Here is a 19,251-nt window from a genome sequence, read left to right on the forward strand (position 1 = left end):
AATATAAAGCGCCACAAGTAGGACAGAACCTCGAATGACAACGGAAGGGAATGAACTTGAGAGTACCACATTCAGCACAACCATACATGGCACCGCCATAAGACGGATCGCCACAATTGATCATTTTATCAATGTTTTCCATCTCAGTCTTTCTGGGATGGAGCGTATATTGAATTTCTTCATAGTGATCTCGGAACAATTCCTGTAGTGTATTACGTTTCATAGATATCATTATGAAGAATTTAAGGCAAAAAACAACCCCAACCCCTCATGAGTGAGGGGCAGGGGAGTTGAGGTGCCGCAGGCACTTTTTTATCTTATAGGAAATTCCTCCGGAATTCCTATAAGATAAAAAACGCTCCGCGAGGATGCGCACTCACGCGATAGGAATATGTTGCATAAATGCAACCGCGCTCGGCGCGAGAATGCCGCAAGCGGCATTCTTTCTTGTGTGCATAAAGGTAATGTTGCGGCCTGAACAGCAGCAAATAAGATATAAAGGAGAAAGCTTATGAAATTGAAGACGAAAAGGTTATTAGGAATCTTGCTAAGCCTCGCGCTGATGCTGGGGCTGATGCAGGGGATGAGTTTGACAGCGTATGCGGCTTCTTCCGGCAGCAACGGCGGTTTCAATTGGACACTTGATGACGATGGCAAGATGACAGTCACCGGTAGTGGTGCGCTGCCTGAATATTTTATTAATGATAATGGCAACATCAAAAGCATCGTTTTTGATGAAAACTGTCAGGTTAGCGGGCTGGCCCAAGATTCAATTTATTGGGCCAACAATGCTACAGAGATTATTATAAACAGCACTGCTGATCTCACGATCGCAGGTAGTGCAATTTGGTATTCTTCTTCTGGAGGAGACCCCGTTTCCATTACAATCAATGCGCCGAAGGTTACTATAGCCGGTTCAGAATCGTTTTTTGCATATGATCGCCAACTAAACATTACAGTTAACACAAATGAATTAATTGTATATAACGGCACCATGTCTTATCTGGGTCAGTGGAACAACAGTAACAACTCGTTTGCTTACCCCGCAAACTCTACTGTTTATATACCTGCCGGCTATGTGTTTACTGAGTCCTTCATGCAGAGGGAATATGATGAAATGGTTCAACATGGTAATGAGGATATGTTCTGGCAGATGAATGGCGAAAGGTTGGAACAAGGCAGAGACTATACCTATAACGCAGAGGCATCCAGCGTGGCCCTGACTTCGGAAAATGCCGGCACTGTATTTGGCGGAGCTCAGACGTCAAGTTCAAATGCATATACCGCAGCACATAACCACAGCTTCACCTACTCCGCCAGCGGTGCGACCATCACGGCGACCTGCGGCGGAACGGGCATCTGCGACATCACAGAGGGGCTGACCCTCACCATCAGCGCACCCACTGGCGACTTGACGACGGACGGCACGAAGACGTTCCCTGCAACATTAAGCACGGGCTACAACACCACGGCCTTCCCCGGCACCTACGCCATTACATATACCAAGGACGGTGCGGAGTTCACCGGTACGCCCACCGAGGCGGGAGAATACACCGCCAGCGTGACAGTCGGCACAGCCACCGCCAACGTGAGTTATACAGTATATGCAAGTAAAGACACGCAGACCATCACAGCATCCGACGTTACCGCCACCTACGGCGACACGGGCAAAAAGATCGAGGCCAGCACCACTGGCGACGGCGGGCTGAGCTACGCAGTCAAGAGTGGCGATGCCGTGACTGTGGATGCCTCCGGCAACCTCACCATCGTAAAGGCAGGTAGCGCGGTCATCACTGTCACCGCAGCGGAGACCGATACTTACACACAGGCCACCAAGGATGTGAACGTGACGGTGAACACCAAGGCCATGACCGTCAGCGCAGAGGACGTCAATGTGACTGTTGACGGACAGCCCCACGGCATCACCGTGAATGTGACCGACCCTGCGACGGGCTATACGATCAAGTACGGTACAGAGGCAGGCAGCTACACCCTCGATGCCAGCCCGACCCAGACCGAAGTTGGGGAAAAGGCCGTCTACTATCAGGTGACGGCGGACAACTATACCACCTATACCGGCAGCGCGAAAGTGACGGTCAGCGCCAAGCAGACACAGACGATTACTGCTGAAAACGTGACCGCTGCCTACGGTGACACTGGCAAGAGCATCGAGGCCAGCACCTCAGGCGATGGAACATTGAGCTATGCGGTCAAGAGCGGCGACGCTGTGACCGTGAATGAAACCACAGGCGCGTTGACCATCGTGAAAGCGGGCAGTGCGGTCATCACCGTCACCGCCTCCGAGACCGATACTTACGCACAGGCCACCAAGGAAGTGACCGTAACCATCAACAAGGCAAACGCAGTAGCGGCAACCGTCACCGCGAACAACCGCACCTACGATGGCACGGAGAAGTCGCTTGTGACTGTTACCGGCGAACCGATGGGCGACACGATGTACTACGCTCTCGGCGAGAACTCAACTACAGCCCCTGCCGATAACCTTTATACCACATCCATCCCCGCAAAAACCGACGCGGGAACCTATTATGTATGGTACATGGCTAAAGGTGATTCCAATCATTCTGATTCGGTTCCTGTTGTTGTTACTGTGACCATCGAGAAAAAATCGATAGCAGATGCAACAGTAACACTTGATAAGGAGACACTGGAATACACAGGCTCTGAGCAAACAGTTTCAGTAACCGGTGTAAAGATTGGAGATACTGCTCTTGTCGCAGGTACTGATTACGAAGTCGAAGGGACAACCAAGGCAACTGATGCCGGAGAGTACACAGTAAAAGTTAACGGAAAAGGAAATTACACCAATTCAGCAACAGCAGACTGGAAAATATTGGCTGATGATGAAATCAGTTATACAGTAACCTTTAAGGTAGTAAATGGCTCATGGAATGACGGAACAGCAGCAGATAGAACTGTACAGCTTTCAGGAGTTGCAAGCGAAGCACTTAAGCTTTCTGCAGATAAAATCCCGACAGTAGGTTCAAAGCCTGCCGCTGGTTACAAAGAAGGAAGCTGGGACGTTGTACCAAGCGCAGAAACTGCAATCACAGAAGATGTAACCTATACCTACACTTATGCAAAAGAAGAAACCGTCGATACAGTCAGCCATACAGTAACATTTAAGGTAGTAAACGGTTCCTGGAATGACGGAACAGCAGCAGATAGAACTGTACAACTTTCAGGAGTTGCAAGCGAAGCACTTAAGCTTTCTGCAGATAAAATCCCGACAGTAGGTTCAAAGCCAGCCGATGGTTACAAAGAAGGAAGCTGGGACGTTGTACCAAGCGCAGAAACTGCAATTACAGAAGATGTAACCTATACCTACACCTATGCCGTAACTGAAACCAAGATTGATGTAAAGGTTGAGGAGAAGGAAGATACTCCTGCGATGACTGTAGATGGTCTCACCAAGGAGCTTGTAGGCAATGTTGCAACAGAAGAAGAACAAGCAGCCATAAACAATGGTGAAAATGCTGTAATGTCACTTGAGGTAACAAACATTGACCAGTCAGTAAGTGCATCTGACAAACAGATTATGGAGGGCGCAGCAGTGGCAGCCGCACCTAATGCTCAGGTCGGAATGTACCTTGATCTTTCCATGATCCTAAAGGTAGGAAACAGATCACCAAGAAAAGTTACTGATCTTTCAGGCAACAGCATTAAAGCTGAGATTACCGTACCTGAGAAGCTCAGGGCACCCGCAGGAGTTAAGAGAATGTTCTATCTGATGAGCATTCATAACAATATTCCTAAGGTACTTGGAAAATCTACTACATTTAAGATTCCTGTAACACTGACAGAGTTTTCAACCTATGCCATTGTTTATGCAGACGAAGTACTTAAGGCCGAAGGCTTCAACACATCCATCAAGATAAAACAGGCGAACGGAAAGCTCGTGATAAGCTGGGATAAGGTTGAAGGAGTTAAGAAGGTCGATGTTTTCCTGACCTATTGCGGTAATGAATATCCGTCAAAGGCAGTAAAATCTACCTCCGGTAATTCAGTAACGATAAAGAAGCTCAAGGGTAAGAAGCTTAACCTTAAGAAGAACCTAAAGGTGTACCTTGCTGCATACGACAGTAACGGTAACAAGATAGGAAAGAGTATAAGCGCTCATTTTGCAGGTAAGGACCACAAGAAGTACACCAATGCAAAATCCATCAAGCTTTCAGATACAAGCGTATCCATTGCAAAGGGTGGAAGCAAGAAGATTAAAGCAACCATCAAGCTTGAGGACAAGAGCAAGAAGAGGACTTCTGAGGACCATGCAAAGGCATTCCGTTACAGATCCACGATCCCCGGCATCGCCACCGTTGATCAGGACGGCAACATCAAGGGCGTGAGCGCCGGAACCTGTGAAGTATACGTATACGCACAGAACGGTCTTGCAAAGAAAGTTGCGGTAACTGTAACCGATTAAGGCTACGAATTTTTACTTATAAATGAAAATTGTTTAAATAAAATGATGTCAGGGAGCTGCAAATAAGCGGCTCCCTGACATCATTTTATATCAATGAAAAAATTTTTCAAAATTCGTTTTTATATGCTTGACATAGATATCGGGTTGTATTATTGTACTATATAGCTAATACAATAATACATGAAAGGAGCAGATGCTATGCCATGGAATCTTGACTCAGATCGCCCAATTTTCATACAGATTGTTGAGCATCTTCAATATGATATTGTTTCAGGTGTTTTTCAACCGGGACAGAGGTTGCCCAGTGTTCGTGATCTCGCTGCAGAGGCGGCAGTTAATCCCAACACGATGCAGCGTGCACTAAGCGAACTTGAGCGGGATGGATACATGCATTCAGAGCGCACCAGCGGTCGTTTTATTACGGAGGATATAGGCATGATCAATGATTTGAAGAGACAGTTGGCGACAGCTCAGATTGAGGTATTCCTGGAAGCCATGAAGAGACTTGGACTCAGCAATGATGAGATTCAGGTGCTTGTGAAAGAAAACATGAAGGAGTAATGGTATGAATAAACTAGTTGATATTAAGGGGTTAACGAAAAACTACGATTCCCTGACCGCTCTGAATAATATAAACCTGGAGCTGGAAAGCGGACACATTGTAGGATTACTGGGGCCAAACGGCAGCGGAAAAACTACACTTATTAAGATTCTGTGCGGACTTTTGCGTCCCACAGCCGGATTTGTACAGGTGGACGGACATAACATAGGAGTTGAGACCAAAAGCGTCATTTCCTATCTTCCTGACCAGACTTATCTTAACGGCAACATGACAATACGTGATATTTTCGCGCTGTTTGTGGATTTTTACAAAGATTTTGATCTTATGCGTGCTTATAACATGCTGAATATCCTTAGAATCGATCCTAATGCGAAATTGAAGACACTTTCAAAGGGTAATAAGGAAAAGGTTCAGCTTATACTGGTAATGAGCCGCCGCGCTAAGCTTTATATTCTGGATGAGCCCATCGCAGGTGTGGATCCTGCTGCAAGAGACTTCATCCTGAACACTATAATATCCAACTATGATCCGAGTGCTACGATTTTGATTTCCACTCATCTGATTTCGGATGTAGAGAGTGTGCTTGACGACGTGATTTTCTTACAGTATGGAAATATTGCACTTCATGCATCAGTGGATGAGATCCGAAGCAGAGAAGGCAAATCAGTAGATGCTTTGTTCAGGGAGGTATACAGATGTTAGGAAAAATTATGAAGCATGAATTCAGGGCTACCTGGAGATATTTTTTGGCAATAGATTTAATAACACTGGTGATTGGCGTCATTGCCGGCATAGTAGGTTATAACGTAGCAGGAGGTATAGACGATATCCCTCCGGCACTGGGGATTTTGCTTATTCTATGTCTGGCAGGATATGTATTTGTAATGGTATCAGCGGCAGTTCTAACCACAATACTTAACGTGGTTCACTATTATCGAAGCCTTTATACCGCAGAGGGATACCTTACTTTTACTCTTCCTGCAAGCACAATTGAGATTCTTTCAGCAAAAATGATCGTTGCACTGTTCTGGCAGATAATAATGACTATTTGCCTTTCAGCAAGTGTTTCATTTTTGATCGGAAGCTTCTTCTTATATGGATCTCTTCATCACGCATATGGTTTGCAGGATTTCTACGAATTCTGCGATGTCTTTGAGCAGGCGCTTGGATTCTACGGATTTTTCGGAATCATCCGTTATTTCCTCAGCGTATTTATGCAGATAGTACTGAATCTGATGATGTTCTTCTTTGCTATCAGCATTGGTCAGCTCTGGCAAAAGCACAAGGTTCTCGGCTCTGTAGTTTCCTTCTTTGGTTGCCGCTTTGCACTGGGAATCATCACCTTTTTTGTAAACCTTATCACCGGATCATTTGGAATGCTCTTTAATGAAGTAGCAGACGATCCCGGCAGATATTTTTCACACAGCACCATCGTAAGCCTGGTAATCAGCATATTGGTGTCCGTGGGAATGTATGTAGGCTGTGTTTTGATAACTGATAGAAAACTGAATCTGGATTAAGATTAACAATGCACAGGCTAATTTAACTTATATGAAAAGAAAATGTTGAAATTATCCGCTTACCAAAATGGGAAAGATATTTGGAAATGAAAAAAGTCTTTGCAAAACTTAAGAAATAAAGGTTATGCAAAGACTTTTAGCTCATTTTTATATGAGTTTATTTGATTTTAAGTACGCATTTGTGACTTTCGAAACCCATATCAGATGAATTTAAAGCTCCTGAAATCAAAGTTGCTTCCCGGCAGGAATACGAAGGAAACATCCCATGCTCCGGTTCTTTGGGAGATAGGGAATTCCTTTGTGGTGTAGTCTGTGCTTTCCGAAAATTCCAGAATTTCCTTCTCCTCCGCACCTGTTGCGGGATCCTTGAAAATCATATGCAGTGTATTTGCTGCCTTGTTCGCGCGTCCATCTATAACCACAGCAGTGGGAGAGGAGCCAAAGACCACCTCGCCAAAGGATAGAGTGACGTTGTTACCGATTCCGCAAACCGCATCAGCCTCCTTTGTGAAAGCATCTCCGTAAATTGAATCTGCGCTTACAGCCGGAATCTCGAACCAGGCTCTTTCCTGCTTTTTAAATAAAAATCCCTTAATATGCATCTTGTCGTAAACTCTGAAGCTTATGGTGCAAAGCCCTGTGAGTCTCTCGGACAGCTTCCATGTATCGGGCTGATACACGCTCCAGATCATCTTTTTATGGTAAGGCCTCTCTGATAACAGAACGGAGCCTTCTTCGCCGGGAATTCCCTTCCAAATCTCGAAAATACAGGATTCATCTGTTAATGCAAAGATATCAACTGTGATTTCATCCGAGCCGTCTCTGCCAAAATCAATGCCGTCATAGGTGATTACAGCCTCCGCCTCGCGGGCAGTAGCGATTCCCTGCTCGTTTCCCGCGGCAATCTCGCCCTTAGTGGACGAGTACAGGCTAGCCGATGTGTAGCCGAAAGGATCAAGAAAAGCAGCACCCAGGCCATCTATGGTGAAGCCAAGCTCGGAAATGACCTTAACCTCCGCGGCACCGTTATTAGCCTCGGCTCTGAGGCGGAATTCACCATCACCAAGAGCCTCTATGTGCGCCAAATTGCCGTCCTGTGTCACCTTTGCAATGTTCGTGTCGACGCCCTTTCTGTTAAGGACGCGGAATCTCAGGTCGCTTGTGTCAGCACCTGCAGGAAAAACCTCAGCTGATACGGTGATAGTCTTCCTGTCCGGGGTTAAGGTGGTAGTAGCGGGGGTGGCTGCGGTTATATTCTCATTTATAATGGTGGTGCCGTTGCTATCAGAAATATCATGACTGTCAGCGGCATCGCTGTGTTTAGAAGTTCCAGTATTTTCCTTATCTGCATGCAGGCGAATTGCCCTTATTTCGCGTCCCGGTACAAGAGTAGCGGTAATTGTGGGCATAACGTCTGCTGAAGCGCGCTTTACGATAGCGAGAGCTTTTCCCGAAAAGAGCCTTCTTGTATCCGCTTTATAACTGTCATAGTCCGTACTATCGCCGTTATCAAAGCCTACGAGCGTTCCGTCTGTTACGGATACCTTTACGTAATTGTTGGCGTTTTCGACGGGATTACCATCCGCATCGATCGCGCTGATTTCGGCAAAGATAAGGTTGTTATCAAAGGAACCGATTTTCTCAGAATAGGAGCTTTCAATCATGTCGCTGTTATCATCAACCGGATCATTTTTTTTGGAATCCGAGCCCTCGATTAACATGTCGTTTCCATCAAACAAATCGACCTTCAATCCGCAGACATCACCGAAAGAACGTTTAAAATCTTCTGCAATAACGGTTCCATTTTTATCATATCCCACAGCGTGAAGCTCGCCTTTTTCATAAACTGCGCTGTAATCTGCGATTATGTGGTGTCCGCTTCCGGGGGCGTGGGTGAGTTCCTGCTTGCCAAGGCTTCTGCCGTTAAGGAACAGTTCGACAACCGGAAGATTACTGGATACGCGCACATCCACTGTCTGCCCCTCATTGAAGTCCCAATAAGGGAAGATGTGCACAAAAGGATCGTCCTCGCAGCTGACCCACGCGGATTTGAAAACATAGTAGGCGTCCTTGAAAAAGCCGGCCGTGTCGATAAGGCCAAAGTATGAATTCTTGGTCTGGTAAGGCGTTGGCTCGCCGATGTAGTCGTAGCCAGTCCAGATGAATTGTCCCAGAGAAAACTCCATGTCTCTGTCATCGCAGATGCAGGCTTCAATACTCTCGGCGCCCCAGCTTGTCTGGCTGTTTCCAAGAGATGAGCACTGAAGGTCGGAGTCGGAGAGCACTGTTTCAGAAAGCGGGAAGTGGTAGATTCCGCGGCTCTGAACGATGGAGTAGGTTTCGCTTCCATAAATAATCCAGTCGGGATGTGATTCGTGGTGTTCTTTATAGCAGCGCTCAGCGTAATTGTAGCCCACAAGCTCCAGCTCATCCGCGCACTTCTGCGCATTTTCCCAGGGCATAAAATTGGAAGCCGAGGTTACAAGCCCATTGCCCTTTGGGTCGTGCTTTTTAACCTCATCGCGAAGGATTTTCGTGAGCTCAAGCCCACGCTCGTCCGCGTGAGTATCGTAGATCTCATTGCCAATACTCCACATAAAGACACTGGGGTGGTTTCTGTCACGTCGAACCCAGCTTGCAACTTCTTTTTCATACCAATCTGTGAAAAAGTGTGAAAAATCAAATTCTGTCTTGGGACGCTCCCACATATCCAAAGCTTCAGAATCCACAAGAAAGCCCATCTTATCAGCGAGTTCTAAAACAGCGGGATCGTAGACATTGTGAGAAAGACGGATGGCGTTTACACCCATTTTCTTAAGCTGAACAAGGCGCCTCTTCATAGCGCATCGGCTAAATGCAACGCCCAGCGCTCCCAAATCATGATGAATGCAGACACCATTTATTTTGGTATGCCTGCCATTTATGAAAAAGCCCTTATTCGCATCAAAGCGCAGATCGCGGAAGCCAATTTTCAGGGTTTCTTCCTGAAGAACGCTTGAAGATGTGCTTTTTATCTTGAGAGTACCGGAGGATGAAGTCTCTTTCTGAAGTTTGTGTGATGCTGATTTTTCTGTCTTGGTAACTTCAGATGCATTATCTTCCTCGCGGGATACATCATGATGTGATGATGTATTGACAACACGGGAAACAATCTCTGCGCTGGGTAGTCTTTCCCCGGAACGCGCATCTGCAGCTGATCCGCACAGCATAACCTGCAGATTATATAGGGTAGGAGAGGACACATCCCACTCCGTCGGATTCTTTACAAGGAAGCTGGCAGAGACTACATGTTTCGCTTCTTCTTGCGTATAGGATGACGAGGTAATGCATGAATTATCCTGAATATCAGTAGATGCTTTTGATTTGCAGTCAAGAGAACGAGCTGATTCGTAGTTTGAGAAATGTTCCCATTCAGAGCAGGAACTCTGCCCTTCATCAGCCTTGTCATAGGGAATAAGCTTGATTTCATCACCATTTGCGTCAGTAATTGCATAGCGCAATGTGAAAGCGTGCTTCTCGCTAACTTCCTTAGCTTGACTTCTGTGATCATTTTCGGGAACACATTCATCTGCAATAGTTGAATCTTTTTGGGGCAGATTGCTCATACATGAGTCTGCGATTTTCCCGCATATAACCTCGGTCTCCACCTCCAGCAGGTATCCCTCATCCACTTTCTTCGAATGGACATAGATCCCATTCTCCGGGATGTAGGTGCAGCCGTAGTCGCAAAGCCATACATTACGGTAGATTCCGCCGCCGGTGTACCACCTCGCGCTGGGGAATCTGCATCTTGCAGCAACCATGATCTCATTGGTTCCGGGCTTCACAAAGTCAGTAACTTCAAGGACAAACTGCGTGTAGCCGCTTTTCCATTCGCCTGCAATTTTCCCATTGATATAGACAATGCTATCCATATAGATTCCGTCAAAAACGAAAAACAGACGCCTTCCCTCTACTGCCTCAAAGTGGTTCAGATACCAACCGGTAGCGTCAGCGTAGAGATTGTGAGCGTCTTCGATTAAAAAGTCGTGCGGAATAGAAACAGATTCAAAATTGCCGAGGCGCTTCTTTGCTTCTTCAAAGGTAGTACCAGCCGGCAATTTCAGGAATTTCCAGTTTTCATTGTAAAGTTTTTTCATAATAAAAATCCTTTTGGTTTCGTAGGCGGAAACCCACTGCCAAGGGTGATGGGCAGTTGATATAAACTAGCCATACGTTCAAGTGTGTTTTTTATGCTTAGGCATCTAGTAAAGAATGAATTTCTATTGTTCAGCCATTCATTTAAGAGCAAATTTCTATAATGTTCAGCCATTCATTTATGAGCAAATTTCTATAATGTTTAGCCATTCATTAAAGAGTGAATTTTCTATAATGTTTAGTTATCCATGTCAAGGTCATCCCAGATGTTCCTGCCCGGATCAGGCTTGACATCGCCGTGTTTTACAAAACACATGGTGACAAATGACAGACAGGAGAAGATGAAAGCGTAAGGAAACAAAGTCTTGTAGGACACGTGTTCAAGCAAAAAACCCGAGAAAATGGGGGTAAACACCTGAGCTGCCATGGAGAACGTGTAATAAAGGCCGGTGTATTTGCCGATAACGCTGCTTTTGCCCATGCCGACAACCATGGGGTAGGAGTTGACATTGATGCCTGCCCAGCCAATGCCGATAAGCGCAAAAAATACGTTGAGAATTGTGCTGTAGTGTGTCATGAGAGCTGCTGAAAGATAGCAGATACTCATGAGTGCGATACCGATCAGGATGGTCTTTTTTCTGCCGATTTTCGTGGCAAGAAATCCCATTGGAATGTAAGCGATAACTGCGGAAATCAGCGCAACCATGAGGCAGTCTGCGTATGCTCCGTTCCTGAGCCCCCAAACTTCCGTGACATATCTTGAAAAAGCAGTTGTTACCGCATTATAAGCCGTAAACCATAAAAATACCGAGATGAGCAATAGGGTAAGGCTTTGGAAAACGTCTCGGGACAATTTTCCTGCATTCTGATACTTTTCTTCCTTGGTGTCACCCTCAAGCTCTCTGGCGTCATCGCCGTCAAAGTTCTCAACACCTTCACGGACCTCAGTCATGAGTTTCTTTTCATTGATAGTCAAAAAGAGTATAACGACGGTTACTACCATGAAAGAAGCGATAGCGATCATCAGTGGGATATAGTTGGTTTCTGCTTCATTTTCAGCAGACTTGAGCAGCACTTTGATCATGATAAGTGTGTAGACTGCACCCAGAGTTCCCATTAGATTGATGATGGCATTGGCCTGACTTCTGTGAACCGCAGGGGTCAGCTCAGGCATCAGTGAAATCGCAGGAGACCTGTAAATGCCCATAGAAACAAGCAGCATAAGCAGGAAAAATATGAAGAGCTGCAGGTTGTAGCTGATATGTGCAACATAAATCATGGAATTGAAAAAGATAACAGCCAGAGTTGTGCCCACCAGAATGAAGGGCATGCGCTTACCAATCCTGGTATTGGCTTTGTCGGAAAGTGTTCCGAACATAGGCAACAGGAAAAGTGCAAGAATATTGTCAAAAGCCATGATAGTACCTGTGAAGGTCTCTCCAAGGCCGAAGTGATATGTCAGAATTTTAGGGATTTCGTTGTCGTAAAACTGCCAAAAAGCCAGTATAGACATGAATGCGAAACCTATTAAGATAGTTCTCTTGTAATTGAGCTTCATTGACAATTTCCCCCAATAACTTTTACCTCATCTTATATAATAGCACCTCATTGGGGTTTGTGAAATGAAATTATAATTGTTGTTATATGAATTAACTTTTAGGCGAAGTATGAGGGCGAATTGGGATAAGTTGAGAAGGGGGCTGCTGGATAGGATTTGCTGGGATGAGGATCTGTTGGGAAGGGATTTGCTGGGAAGGGATTTGCTGGGAAGGGGATCTGTTGGGAAGGGATTTGTTGGGAAGGTATTTGTTGGGAAGGGATTTGCTGGGAAGGTATTTGTTGGGAAGGGATTGTTGGGAAGGTATTTGTTGGGAAGGGATTTGCTGGGAAGGTATTTGTTGGGAAGGGATTTGTTGAGATGGGATTGTCTTGATGAAGGTTATTGAGGAGTGGGGAGGAGGGGGCTTGTTGATAAGGACTTTGTTTTGATGAAGGGTATTAAGGTGATGGAGTAGAGCTTGTTGGGATGGAGTTCATTTTAAGTACTTACATCTATGAAAAAAGGAAAAAGGCTGATTTCATAGATGGTATTAGGGTTATCCATCTATGAAAAATGGAAAAATTGGAAAATCATAGATTGCCTATGTTCATACATCTATGAAAAGAGAAAAAGTGGTGATTTCATAGATGGAATGAGGTTTTTCCATCTATGAAAAATGGAAAAACTCGAAAATCATAGATTACCAATGTACTTACATCTATGAAAAAAGGAAAAAGGCTGATTTCATAGATGGCATGAGGGCTTTTCATCTATGATATATTGAAAAATCTGAAAATCATAGATTGTCTATGTGCTTGCATCTATGAAAACAGAAAAAAGGTTGATTTCATAGATCCTAGAGGGTTTTTCTATCTATGAAATATGGAAAAGTGCGAAAATCATAGATTGCCAACGTACTTGCATCTATGAAAAAAGGGAAAAGGCTGATTTCATAGATGGCTTGAGGGTTTTCCATCTATGAAATTTGAAAAAATCTAAAAATCATAGATAATCCATCGGAGAAACATGGGAGAAATGTATGACTGGCAATAAATCAGAAGGACATTGGTAATTTTGTTGTCAAAATTCTTGTTTAATAAGTGTCCAAAATTTGCACAGGCAACAAATAGACATAAGTAGATGTTTATTGTTGTCACCCAGAATACCTTGCAGCAACAAGAATAGACTATATTTAATCATTTGTTGACACTTGCTAAAAACCAAAGGTTGTGATGGCAACAAAGCAAGTAAATACAACTTGATTTATTGCCATTAGAAATTTTAAGCAAGTCAAAAATATTCGAAACGACAACAAGACAAGCATATATCAAAGGATTTGTTGCAAAAATCGCTTTTCAGCAATATATACAGTCACAAGAAACAAGATCTACAGTCACAAGAAGTAAGATCTACAGCCCCAAGAAACAAAACTTATTACAAAACAGGCAGGCTATAAGAAACCAATTCATCACAAGATAAGCCATCGATGATGCAACAAATTCCCAACCAAATAGGCACCTCCACGAAACCTATTTTTCACAAGATAGAATCCCCAATATCAACAAATTCCCAACCAAATAGGCACCTCCACGAAACCTATTCTTCACAAGATAGAATCCCCAATATCAACAAATCTCCAACCAAATAGGCTCTTCCAAGTAACCAGTTCATCACAAGCCGCACTCCCCAACAAGCCCCCCACCTCTTCCAACATATCGGTCAATTTCATCCGAAGTGTCCATTAAGTCCCGAGGCATATGGAATACGGCGTCCTATTGTGATACCTTTCCCATAAGAAAAGCAGAGGAGGGGGACGAAGATGACAAAAACATACGAGACTATGACTAACATAGATGCATCAAAAATAAGCCCGCGCAGGAGCAAAACACCCAACAAGTGTAAAGCAGGTGCCGCATTTGAAACACCCGGTACATCAAAAACATATCCGCTTACCGCGGCGCAGAACATGCATTACAGATGGATCAAAGAATACGGAACTCAGCAGGTGTCTGGACTTAGCGTGATCGCATCTATCAAGACCGACATTGACTTTGAACTTCTGGAGAAGTGCCTAAAGCTCGAGATGGAAAGATACGGCTGCATGAGAATCAGGTTTACTAAGGCAGATAAAAAAGGCAGAATACAGCAGTATCTTGTAAATAAGGATGAGAGAGATATCCCTTTAAAAGACCTCTCAGGCATGACAATGGAAGAAGCTGACCGCACGATGCAGGGATGGGCCTACAAAACCTTCGATGGCGATGATATCCCGATGTGTGAAGTTTTCATGATGAAGCTCCCTGAAGGATTTAATGGCTTCTTTATTCATATGGATCACAGATTGATAGATTCCTGCGGAGTTTTCGTGATGATAAATGACACAATGGCGCTCTACACGCACTACAAATTCGGAACGGATTTCCCGGCAGACCTGGTTGACTACGAGGAAATTCTTAAGCAGGATCTGAAAAAAGCATCAAATGAGAAACGCGTAAAAAGAGCGAAAGAATTTTGGGAAGAAATGCTGGACAACTGGGGAGAGCCGCTGTATTCGGACATTCAGGGATCTGCAGTTCTTGAAAAAGCGAGAAAGAAACACAAAAATCCTGGTTTAAGGGCGGCTGATATTGAAAGAGAGCAGCTATTTGTTGCGGTGAAGGACTACAAGCTTGATGCAGCGCCCACAAATGAGCTTTTTGACTTCTGCCTGCACAATAATCTGACAATAACAAACCTTTTACTACTAGGCCTTAGAACTTATTTGTCCAAGCAAAACGGCGGCCAGGAAGATATAACCATAGAGAACTTCATTGCAAGAAGAACTTCAAGAAACGACTGGATGTCCGGCGGAAGCAGAACTATCATGTTCCCCTGCAGAACAGTAATCTCAGGAAATACCCGGTTTCTGGATGCGGCTTATGAGGTCCAGACCATGCAGAACAAGGTCTACATGCACAGCACCTATGACCCTGAGCTTATCCGCGAAGAAATCAGGAAGCGCTACAAAACGCCGGCGCACACAACTTATGAAAGCTGCTACCTAACCTATCAGCCCATGCCCGTGAAGCTTGAAAACCCGCTTTTAAAGGACATTCCCATACATACCAAGTGGTTTGCAAACGGCGCAGCGACAAAGAAAATGTACCTCACAGTCTCACACACGCAGGATGGAGGTCTGAACTTTTCCTATCACTACCAGACAGCCGACCTCACGGAAAAAGACGTGGAGCTCTTAAACTACTATCTGATGCGCATATTGTTCCGGGGAGTTGAACATCCGGATATGTCTGTCGGCGAGATTATGGAGGCAGTGTAATCGAGCTAAAACACTGAATTCCCAGAGCATCGTGGCGAGCAAAAGATAGCTAATCCACCGAGCTCACTACAGGTATAATCAGCCTGACACCTTACAGATACGGCATCACGCCACCAAGAAACATCTTAGTCATAATATTAGCAATATTCTCAGCGGGGGATGCGAAGTCCTCCGCTGTCCATTTATGCAGGACACCGATGATACTTCCGATCGCACCGGCAATCAGATATGAAAACTCCTCCTTGGACGCGCTTGTAGACTGGGTTTCATCGGTAACACTTGTTACATAACGATGGAACATTCGCATAGCCTTCTCGAAAAAGTTATCACCTCTGGCGCTCTCCAGGAGATTGGCAAGAAACGGATTTTTCTCAGTGTAATTGCAGATCGCAAGGAAATATGACTTGCACATATCATGGTCATTCTTTGGATGGAAGCTCTCCATCATCCCGAAAATATCGTCAAGAGTCTTATCTTCAGCGGCATCTACAAGCGCCGGGATGTTTTCATAGTGATTATAAAAGGTGCTCCGGACCACACCGGCTCTCTGTATTACGTCTGACACTGTTATTTTACTCAGGTCCTTCTCTTTTATCAGCAGGAAAAATGAATCAATTATGGCATCTTCCGCGGTGCTGTAGCGCTCATCGAGTTCGTTCATGCATATCTCCGTTCGTGTATTTTTGAATGTAATTGCGATATTTATTATAGCAGATTATGGTGAATTTTTACTGTGGCATATTGAATTTGTGATTCGGGAATGCAAAGGAGTGTGGAAATATAAAAATGTACGAAAGTTCCTGCAGAATATAATTTGAAATTTTATCGCAGCTACGATAAAATTTATATATGAATACTGACATAATTTTGAAGGAAAAACTAAATAGAAAAGGCCTGAATCTCCATACCCTGAGTGAGCGCTCCGGAGTGGCATATTCTACAGTTTACAACCTTTTTACAGGAAAAAAGAAAATTGAAGATGCCAAAAGTGAGAGCCTATACAAGATTGCTCGATGTCTTGACATGTCCATGGGTGATTTATACTACCAATTTGTAATAAGAGAGATGGATAAGGCTAAGGTTATGCCTGATTTCATGCTAATGTGGGAAGATGAGGTCATAGGATCGGTCCATATTGGCGAGCTTGAAGTTACAATAGACCGTTATGACCTTAATCCGGTAAAACAGATTTTCTATGCTGACAAGATAAGCAGATTTGTTTTTGGCAGAATAATCCGTGACAGATGCTGGGATGAGCACAGACCTGACAGTCAGCGCATGCTGCAGATATTGGGGCTTGAGGAATATAATCCTTTCGAGATATGCAAAAAGACCCATGGGAAAATGGTACAGGACAAAACATGGTTTAAATTCGAGGGGGAAACCCTGACATATAAAGAATTGACGAGGGCAAAACATGCTTCCTGAGAAAAATTTGGACAATAGCTATCTGATTATGGATCAGGGAACCAGTGATGGGACACAGATAAAATACTTTGACAATGGTAAATGGTATAAGGTGGATCGATATGGTGGAGAAGGAGCTGCAGAGGAGCTGGTATCTAAAGTATTGGAACTAAGTGGTTTTCCGACTGATAAGTATGTGCTGTATTCTCAGATTATCATAAATGGTGAGCCGGGATGCTGTAGCCAGAGTTTCTTAAATGATGCAAATGAAAGCTTTATAACTTTCTATAGGATCTATTCTAATCTTACCGGCAATGATTTAATAACAATGACCTCCAGAATGGATTACGATGATGCAATAGAGTATGTCCTTGATTTCATGAAAACGAATACTGGGCTGGATCTTAGAGAATATCTTGCTAATACATTTGTTTTGGATGCACTTATTCTAAATGAGGATAGACATTTTAACAATTTCGGGCTTATTTATGACGGAACTACATTTAGAGAAGCACCTATTTTTGATAATGGAAAAAGTCTCTTCGTTGGAAACAAAAGATATGATTTAGGGCAAACCATGGAGCAGAATAAAAAGATTGCATTTGCCAAATCCTTTAGCGGAAGCTTTGACTTGAATCTTAGATATTTACAAAAATATGCTACTCTGAAAATTGATTATGCTAAGGTCGGAAAATATTTGGAAAAACAAGACCTGGCAATTGACAATGTATATAGCAGGTTATATAAACTCATCAAGAATAAATAAACTGCGAATCTGGTTATCACACCTTAATCTCAGCCTCAATCCTGGACAGATACTCGTAAAACGCATTGGATAGCTGCGGCTGCCTTATTACAAAAGCTGTGGTGGGCGGCATGGTGCCCGAAAGGATAGCGTCGCGCTCTGAATGTGCATATATTAAAATATCATGCGGTATCATATCGGTTGTAAGAACGCGATAATTGCTGTATTTACGGGAAAGTTCCTCCATTTTTTCAAGCTGCATTTTATACTCTTCCTGCGTATAACTGAGCATAGGGCATCCGAAAAGATCGCAATGCGGAACAGGGATAGCGTTGCCAGGGCTCCCATTATCCTTTGGCTTTGTTATCAGCTCTGTGACTTCTCCGCCGTTTTCCAGCGTCTCTATGAAAATCTCATGGATTTTATTATGTGTTTTTATAAAGCTCTCGTTGCCATAGCGTTTAAGCATGGTTGCAGCAACCTCAGGGAAAAGCGACCAGACCGTTGGTGCAGGCGATGCCATGATGTACTTGCCGTGGCTTTGCTTTGAGATAACTCCTGCAAGGAAATCATTGTTGTAGCTCTTGGTATATATCTGCATAAGCGGCTTACACAGTGAAAAGTAGTTGGAAAACTCCTGCGACAAGGAGTCAACCAGAGTCTTGTCATAGGTGAGAAAATTGCTCATATTTGCAGTGTTTTCTCCGACAGATGTGGAAAAAACGGCAGAGTGACCCTCTGCAATAAAAATTGAGCGCCGGTACACGCCATCCCTGATAAAGGGGTAGTAGTAGGGCTCAATCGCTCCAGACATGTAAAGCGGTGACCACTGAACGATGGCATTTAGCATCTCTGCAAGACTTCGATTTACATGATGGATTATCCTGATTCTGGAGCCATTCTGCAAAAGTGCAGACAAAAGCTTTAACCATTCAGCAGCGTAGGCAGGATCCTCGATCATCCAGGTCATATCTTCATCCGACGACAATAACAGCTGAAATGGCCTATTCTCGCCGCACAGATCCTGAAGAAATCGCCTTATCGCCGTGCGTTTTCCTTCGTTTCCATAAAAAATGGACATTTTTTCTACGGATGACGAGTCATCAGCTACATCAGGCTCAGCCGCAGCAGCCTGAATGCTGACAGGCATCACGTTGATGCCCTTTGAACCGGCACCCTGCCTGTGCCCCATCATAGCAGACATGCCATTTAGCAGCTTTGCAACCGGCTCCTCGGCGATATCCACATCAGCTTTATTATTGAGGTAATCGGTGATCAGTAATTTGAGACCATTTTTATCAGAAGGAATGGGCTCACCCTTAAGGATAAGCTGTGACAGAGCAGTTTTCTGGAAATCTTCCGTTATCTGATCTGCAAGATAGTCGGCAGCAAGGTCAATAAAAGGGATCTTCTTTGGAATCGCCCTTTTTCCCGAACGAATTCTGCTGACATAGGATGTGTCAAAATGAAGCGCCTGACCAAGATCCGCATTGGTGGTGTTCGTGATATTCATAATGATATTCAGCTTCTCCGCTGTATTCATCTGCAAATCCCCCCTGTAAAGGCCAAATGAAAAGCGC

The 19,251-nt window shown here is 44.2% G+C and carries 13 protein-coding genes; 8 read left to right on the plus strand and 5 right to left on the minus strand.

All coding sequences use genetic code 11. The features are described from left to right. On the minus strand, positions 1-223 hold a 223-nt coding region (locus G586_RS24175; protein ID WP_196811660.1), incomplete at its 3' end, for a transposase zinc-binding domain-containing protein. A 288-nt stretch (positions 224-511) separates the two neighbouring features. Between G586_RS24175 and G586_RS25415 the strand changes: the two genes are divergently transcribed. The 4 genes from G586_RS25415 (at position 512) to G586_RS0120000 (ending at position 6,526) form a co-directional block, all read left to right on the plus strand. Then, the gene (locus G586_RS25415) at positions 512-4,444 is read left to right on the plus strand and encodes an Ig-like domain-containing protein (protein WP_081674497.1); all 3,933 of its coding nucleotides are present in this window, start codon (positions 512-514) and stop codon (positions 4,442-4,444) included. Between the two features lie 198 nt (positions 4,445-4,642). Beyond that, positions 4,643-5,005 (plus strand): GntR family transcriptional regulator, encoded by a 363-nt coding sequence (locus tag G586_RS0119990; RefSeq protein ID WP_026529121.1) that lies wholly within the window; start codon positions 4,643-4,645, stop codon positions 5,003-5,005. 4 nt (positions 5,006-5,009) lie between these two features. Beyond that, positions 5,010-5,708 (plus strand): ABC transporter ATP-binding protein, encoded by a 699-nt coding sequence (locus G586_RS0119995; RefSeq protein WP_026529122.1) that lies wholly within the window; start codon positions 5,010-5,012, stop codon positions 5,706-5,708. Next, positions 5,702-6,526 carry a hypothetical protein gene (locus G586_RS0120000; RefSeq protein ID WP_026529123.1) on the plus strand — a complete coding sequence of 275 codons (825 nt, stop codon included), beginning with the start codon at positions 5,702-5,704 and terminating at the stop codon, positions 6,524-6,526. Before G586_RS0119995 ends, G586_RS0120000 begins: the two co-directional genes overlap by 7 nt. Before the next feature lie 200 nt (positions 6,527-6,726). On the opposite strand, the gene G586_RS24185 is transcribed toward G586_RS0120000, so the two are convergent. Next, entirely contained in the window at positions 6,727-10,665 is a 3,939-nt protein-coding gene (locus G586_RS24185) for a glycoside hydrolase family 2 TIM barrel-domain containing protein (protein ID WP_051204970.1), read from the minus strand. 236 nt (positions 10,666-10,901) lie between these two features. Then, entirely contained in the window at positions 10,902-12,221 is a 1,320-nt protein-coding gene (locus G586_RS0120010; protein ID WP_026529124.1) for an MFS transporter, read from the minus strand. A gap of 109 nt (positions 12,222-12,330) precedes the next feature. Here G586_RS0120010 and G586_RS0120015 point away from each other — a divergent pair, with 109 nt between their 5' ends. Then, positions 12,331-12,609 (plus strand): hypothetical protein, encoded by a 279-nt coding sequence (locus G586_RS0120015; RefSeq protein ID WP_026529125.1) that lies wholly within the window; start codon positions 12,331-12,333, stop codon positions 12,607-12,609. 1,413 nt (positions 12,610-14,022) lie between these two features. Next, positions 14,023-15,519 (plus strand): condensation domain-containing protein, encoded by a 1,497-nt coding sequence (locus G586_RS0120025; RefSeq protein WP_255346269.1) that lies wholly within the window; start codon positions 14,023-14,025, stop codon positions 15,517-15,519. 91 nt (positions 15,520-15,610) lie between these two features. Here the strand turns inward: G586_RS0120025 and G586_RS0120030 are convergent, their stop codons facing one another. Next, a complete protein-coding gene (locus tag G586_RS0120030; RefSeq protein ID WP_026529127.1) occupies positions 15,611-16,180 on the minus strand; it encodes a TetR/AcrR family transcriptional regulator in 570 nt (189 codons plus the stop codon). Positions 16,181-16,368: 188 nt separating this feature from the next. Between G586_RS0120030 and G586_RS0120040 the strand changes: the two genes are divergently transcribed. Together G586_RS0120040 and G586_RS24190 are read left to right on the plus strand one after the other, a co-directional pair. Next, on the plus strand, positions 16,369-16,947 hold the full coding sequence (locus G586_RS0120040; protein ID WP_026529128.1) for a helix-turn-helix domain-containing protein: 579 nt from the start codon (positions 16,369-16,371) through the stop codon (positions 16,945-16,947). Next, positions 16,937-17,692: a hypothetical protein gene (locus G586_RS24190; protein WP_051204971.1), complete on the plus strand. Its 756-nt coding sequence runs from the start codon at positions 16,937-16,939 to the stop codon at positions 17,690-17,692. The genes G586_RS0120040 and G586_RS24190 overlap by 11 nt, the downstream gene beginning before the upstream one ends. 16 nt (positions 17,693-17,708) lie before the next feature. On the opposite strand, the gene G586_RS0120050 is transcribed toward G586_RS24190, so the two are convergent. Beyond that, positions 17,709-19,214: a hypothetical protein gene (locus G586_RS0120050; protein WP_026529129.1), complete on the minus strand. Its 1,506-nt coding sequence runs from the start codon at positions 19,212-19,214 to the stop codon at positions 17,709-17,711. Positions 19,215-19,251: the final 37 nt, after the last annotated feature.

It is taken from the genome of Butyrivibrio sp. VCD2006 (assembly GCF_000423925.1).
In the GTDB taxonomy this organism is placed as follows: Bacteria; Bacillota; Clostridia; order Lachnospirales; family Lachnospiraceae; genus Butyrivibrio.

Excerpts from the sequence above, each read along its gene's own strand:
- G586_RS0120040 (WP_026529128.1), top strand. The coding sequence starts at position 16,369 with ATGAATACTGACATAATTTTGAAGGAAAAACTAAATAGAAAAGGCCTG.
- G586_RS0120010 (WP_026529124.1), bottom strand. The coding sequence starts at position 12,221 with ATGAAGCTCAATTACAAGAGAACTATCTTAATAGGTTTCGCATTCATG.
- G586_RS24190 (WP_051204971.1), top strand. The coding sequence starts at position 16,937 with ATGCTTCCTGAGAAAAATTTGGACAATAGCTATCTGATTATGGATCAG.
- G586_RS24185 (WP_051204970.1), bottom strand. The coding sequence starts at position 10,665 with ATGAAAAAACTTTACAATGAAAACTGGAAATTCCTGAAATTGCCGGCT.
- G586_RS0120050 (WP_026529129.1), bottom strand. The coding sequence starts at position 19,214 with ATGAATACAGCGGAGAAGCTGAATATCATTATGAATATCACGAACACC.
- G586_RS0120030 (WP_026529127.1), bottom strand. The coding sequence starts at position 16,180 with ATGAACGAACTCGATGAGCGCTACAGCACCGCGGAAGATGCCATAATT.
- G586_RS0120000 (WP_026529123.1), top strand. The coding sequence starts at position 5,702 with ATGTTAGGAAAAATTATGAAGCATGAATTCAGGGCTACCTGGAGATAT.
- G586_RS0119995 (WP_026529122.1), top strand. The coding sequence starts at position 5,010 with ATGAATAAACTAGTTGATATTAAGGGGTTAACGAAAAACTACGATTCC.
- G586_RS0119990 (WP_026529121.1), top strand. The coding sequence starts at position 4,643 with ATGCCATGGAATCTTGACTCAGATCGCCCAATTTTCATACAGATTGTT.
- G586_RS0120015 (WP_026529125.1), top strand. The coding sequence starts at position 12,331 with ATGAGGGCGAATTGGGATAAGTTGAGAAGGGGGCTGCTGGATAGGATT.
- G586_RS25415 (WP_081674497.1), top strand. The coding sequence starts at position 512 with ATGAAATTGAAGACGAAAAGGTTATTAGGAATCTTGCTAAGCCTCGCG.
- G586_RS0120025 (WP_255346269.1), top strand. The coding sequence starts at position 14,023 with ATGACAAAAACATACGAGACTATGACTAACATAGATGCATCAAAAATA.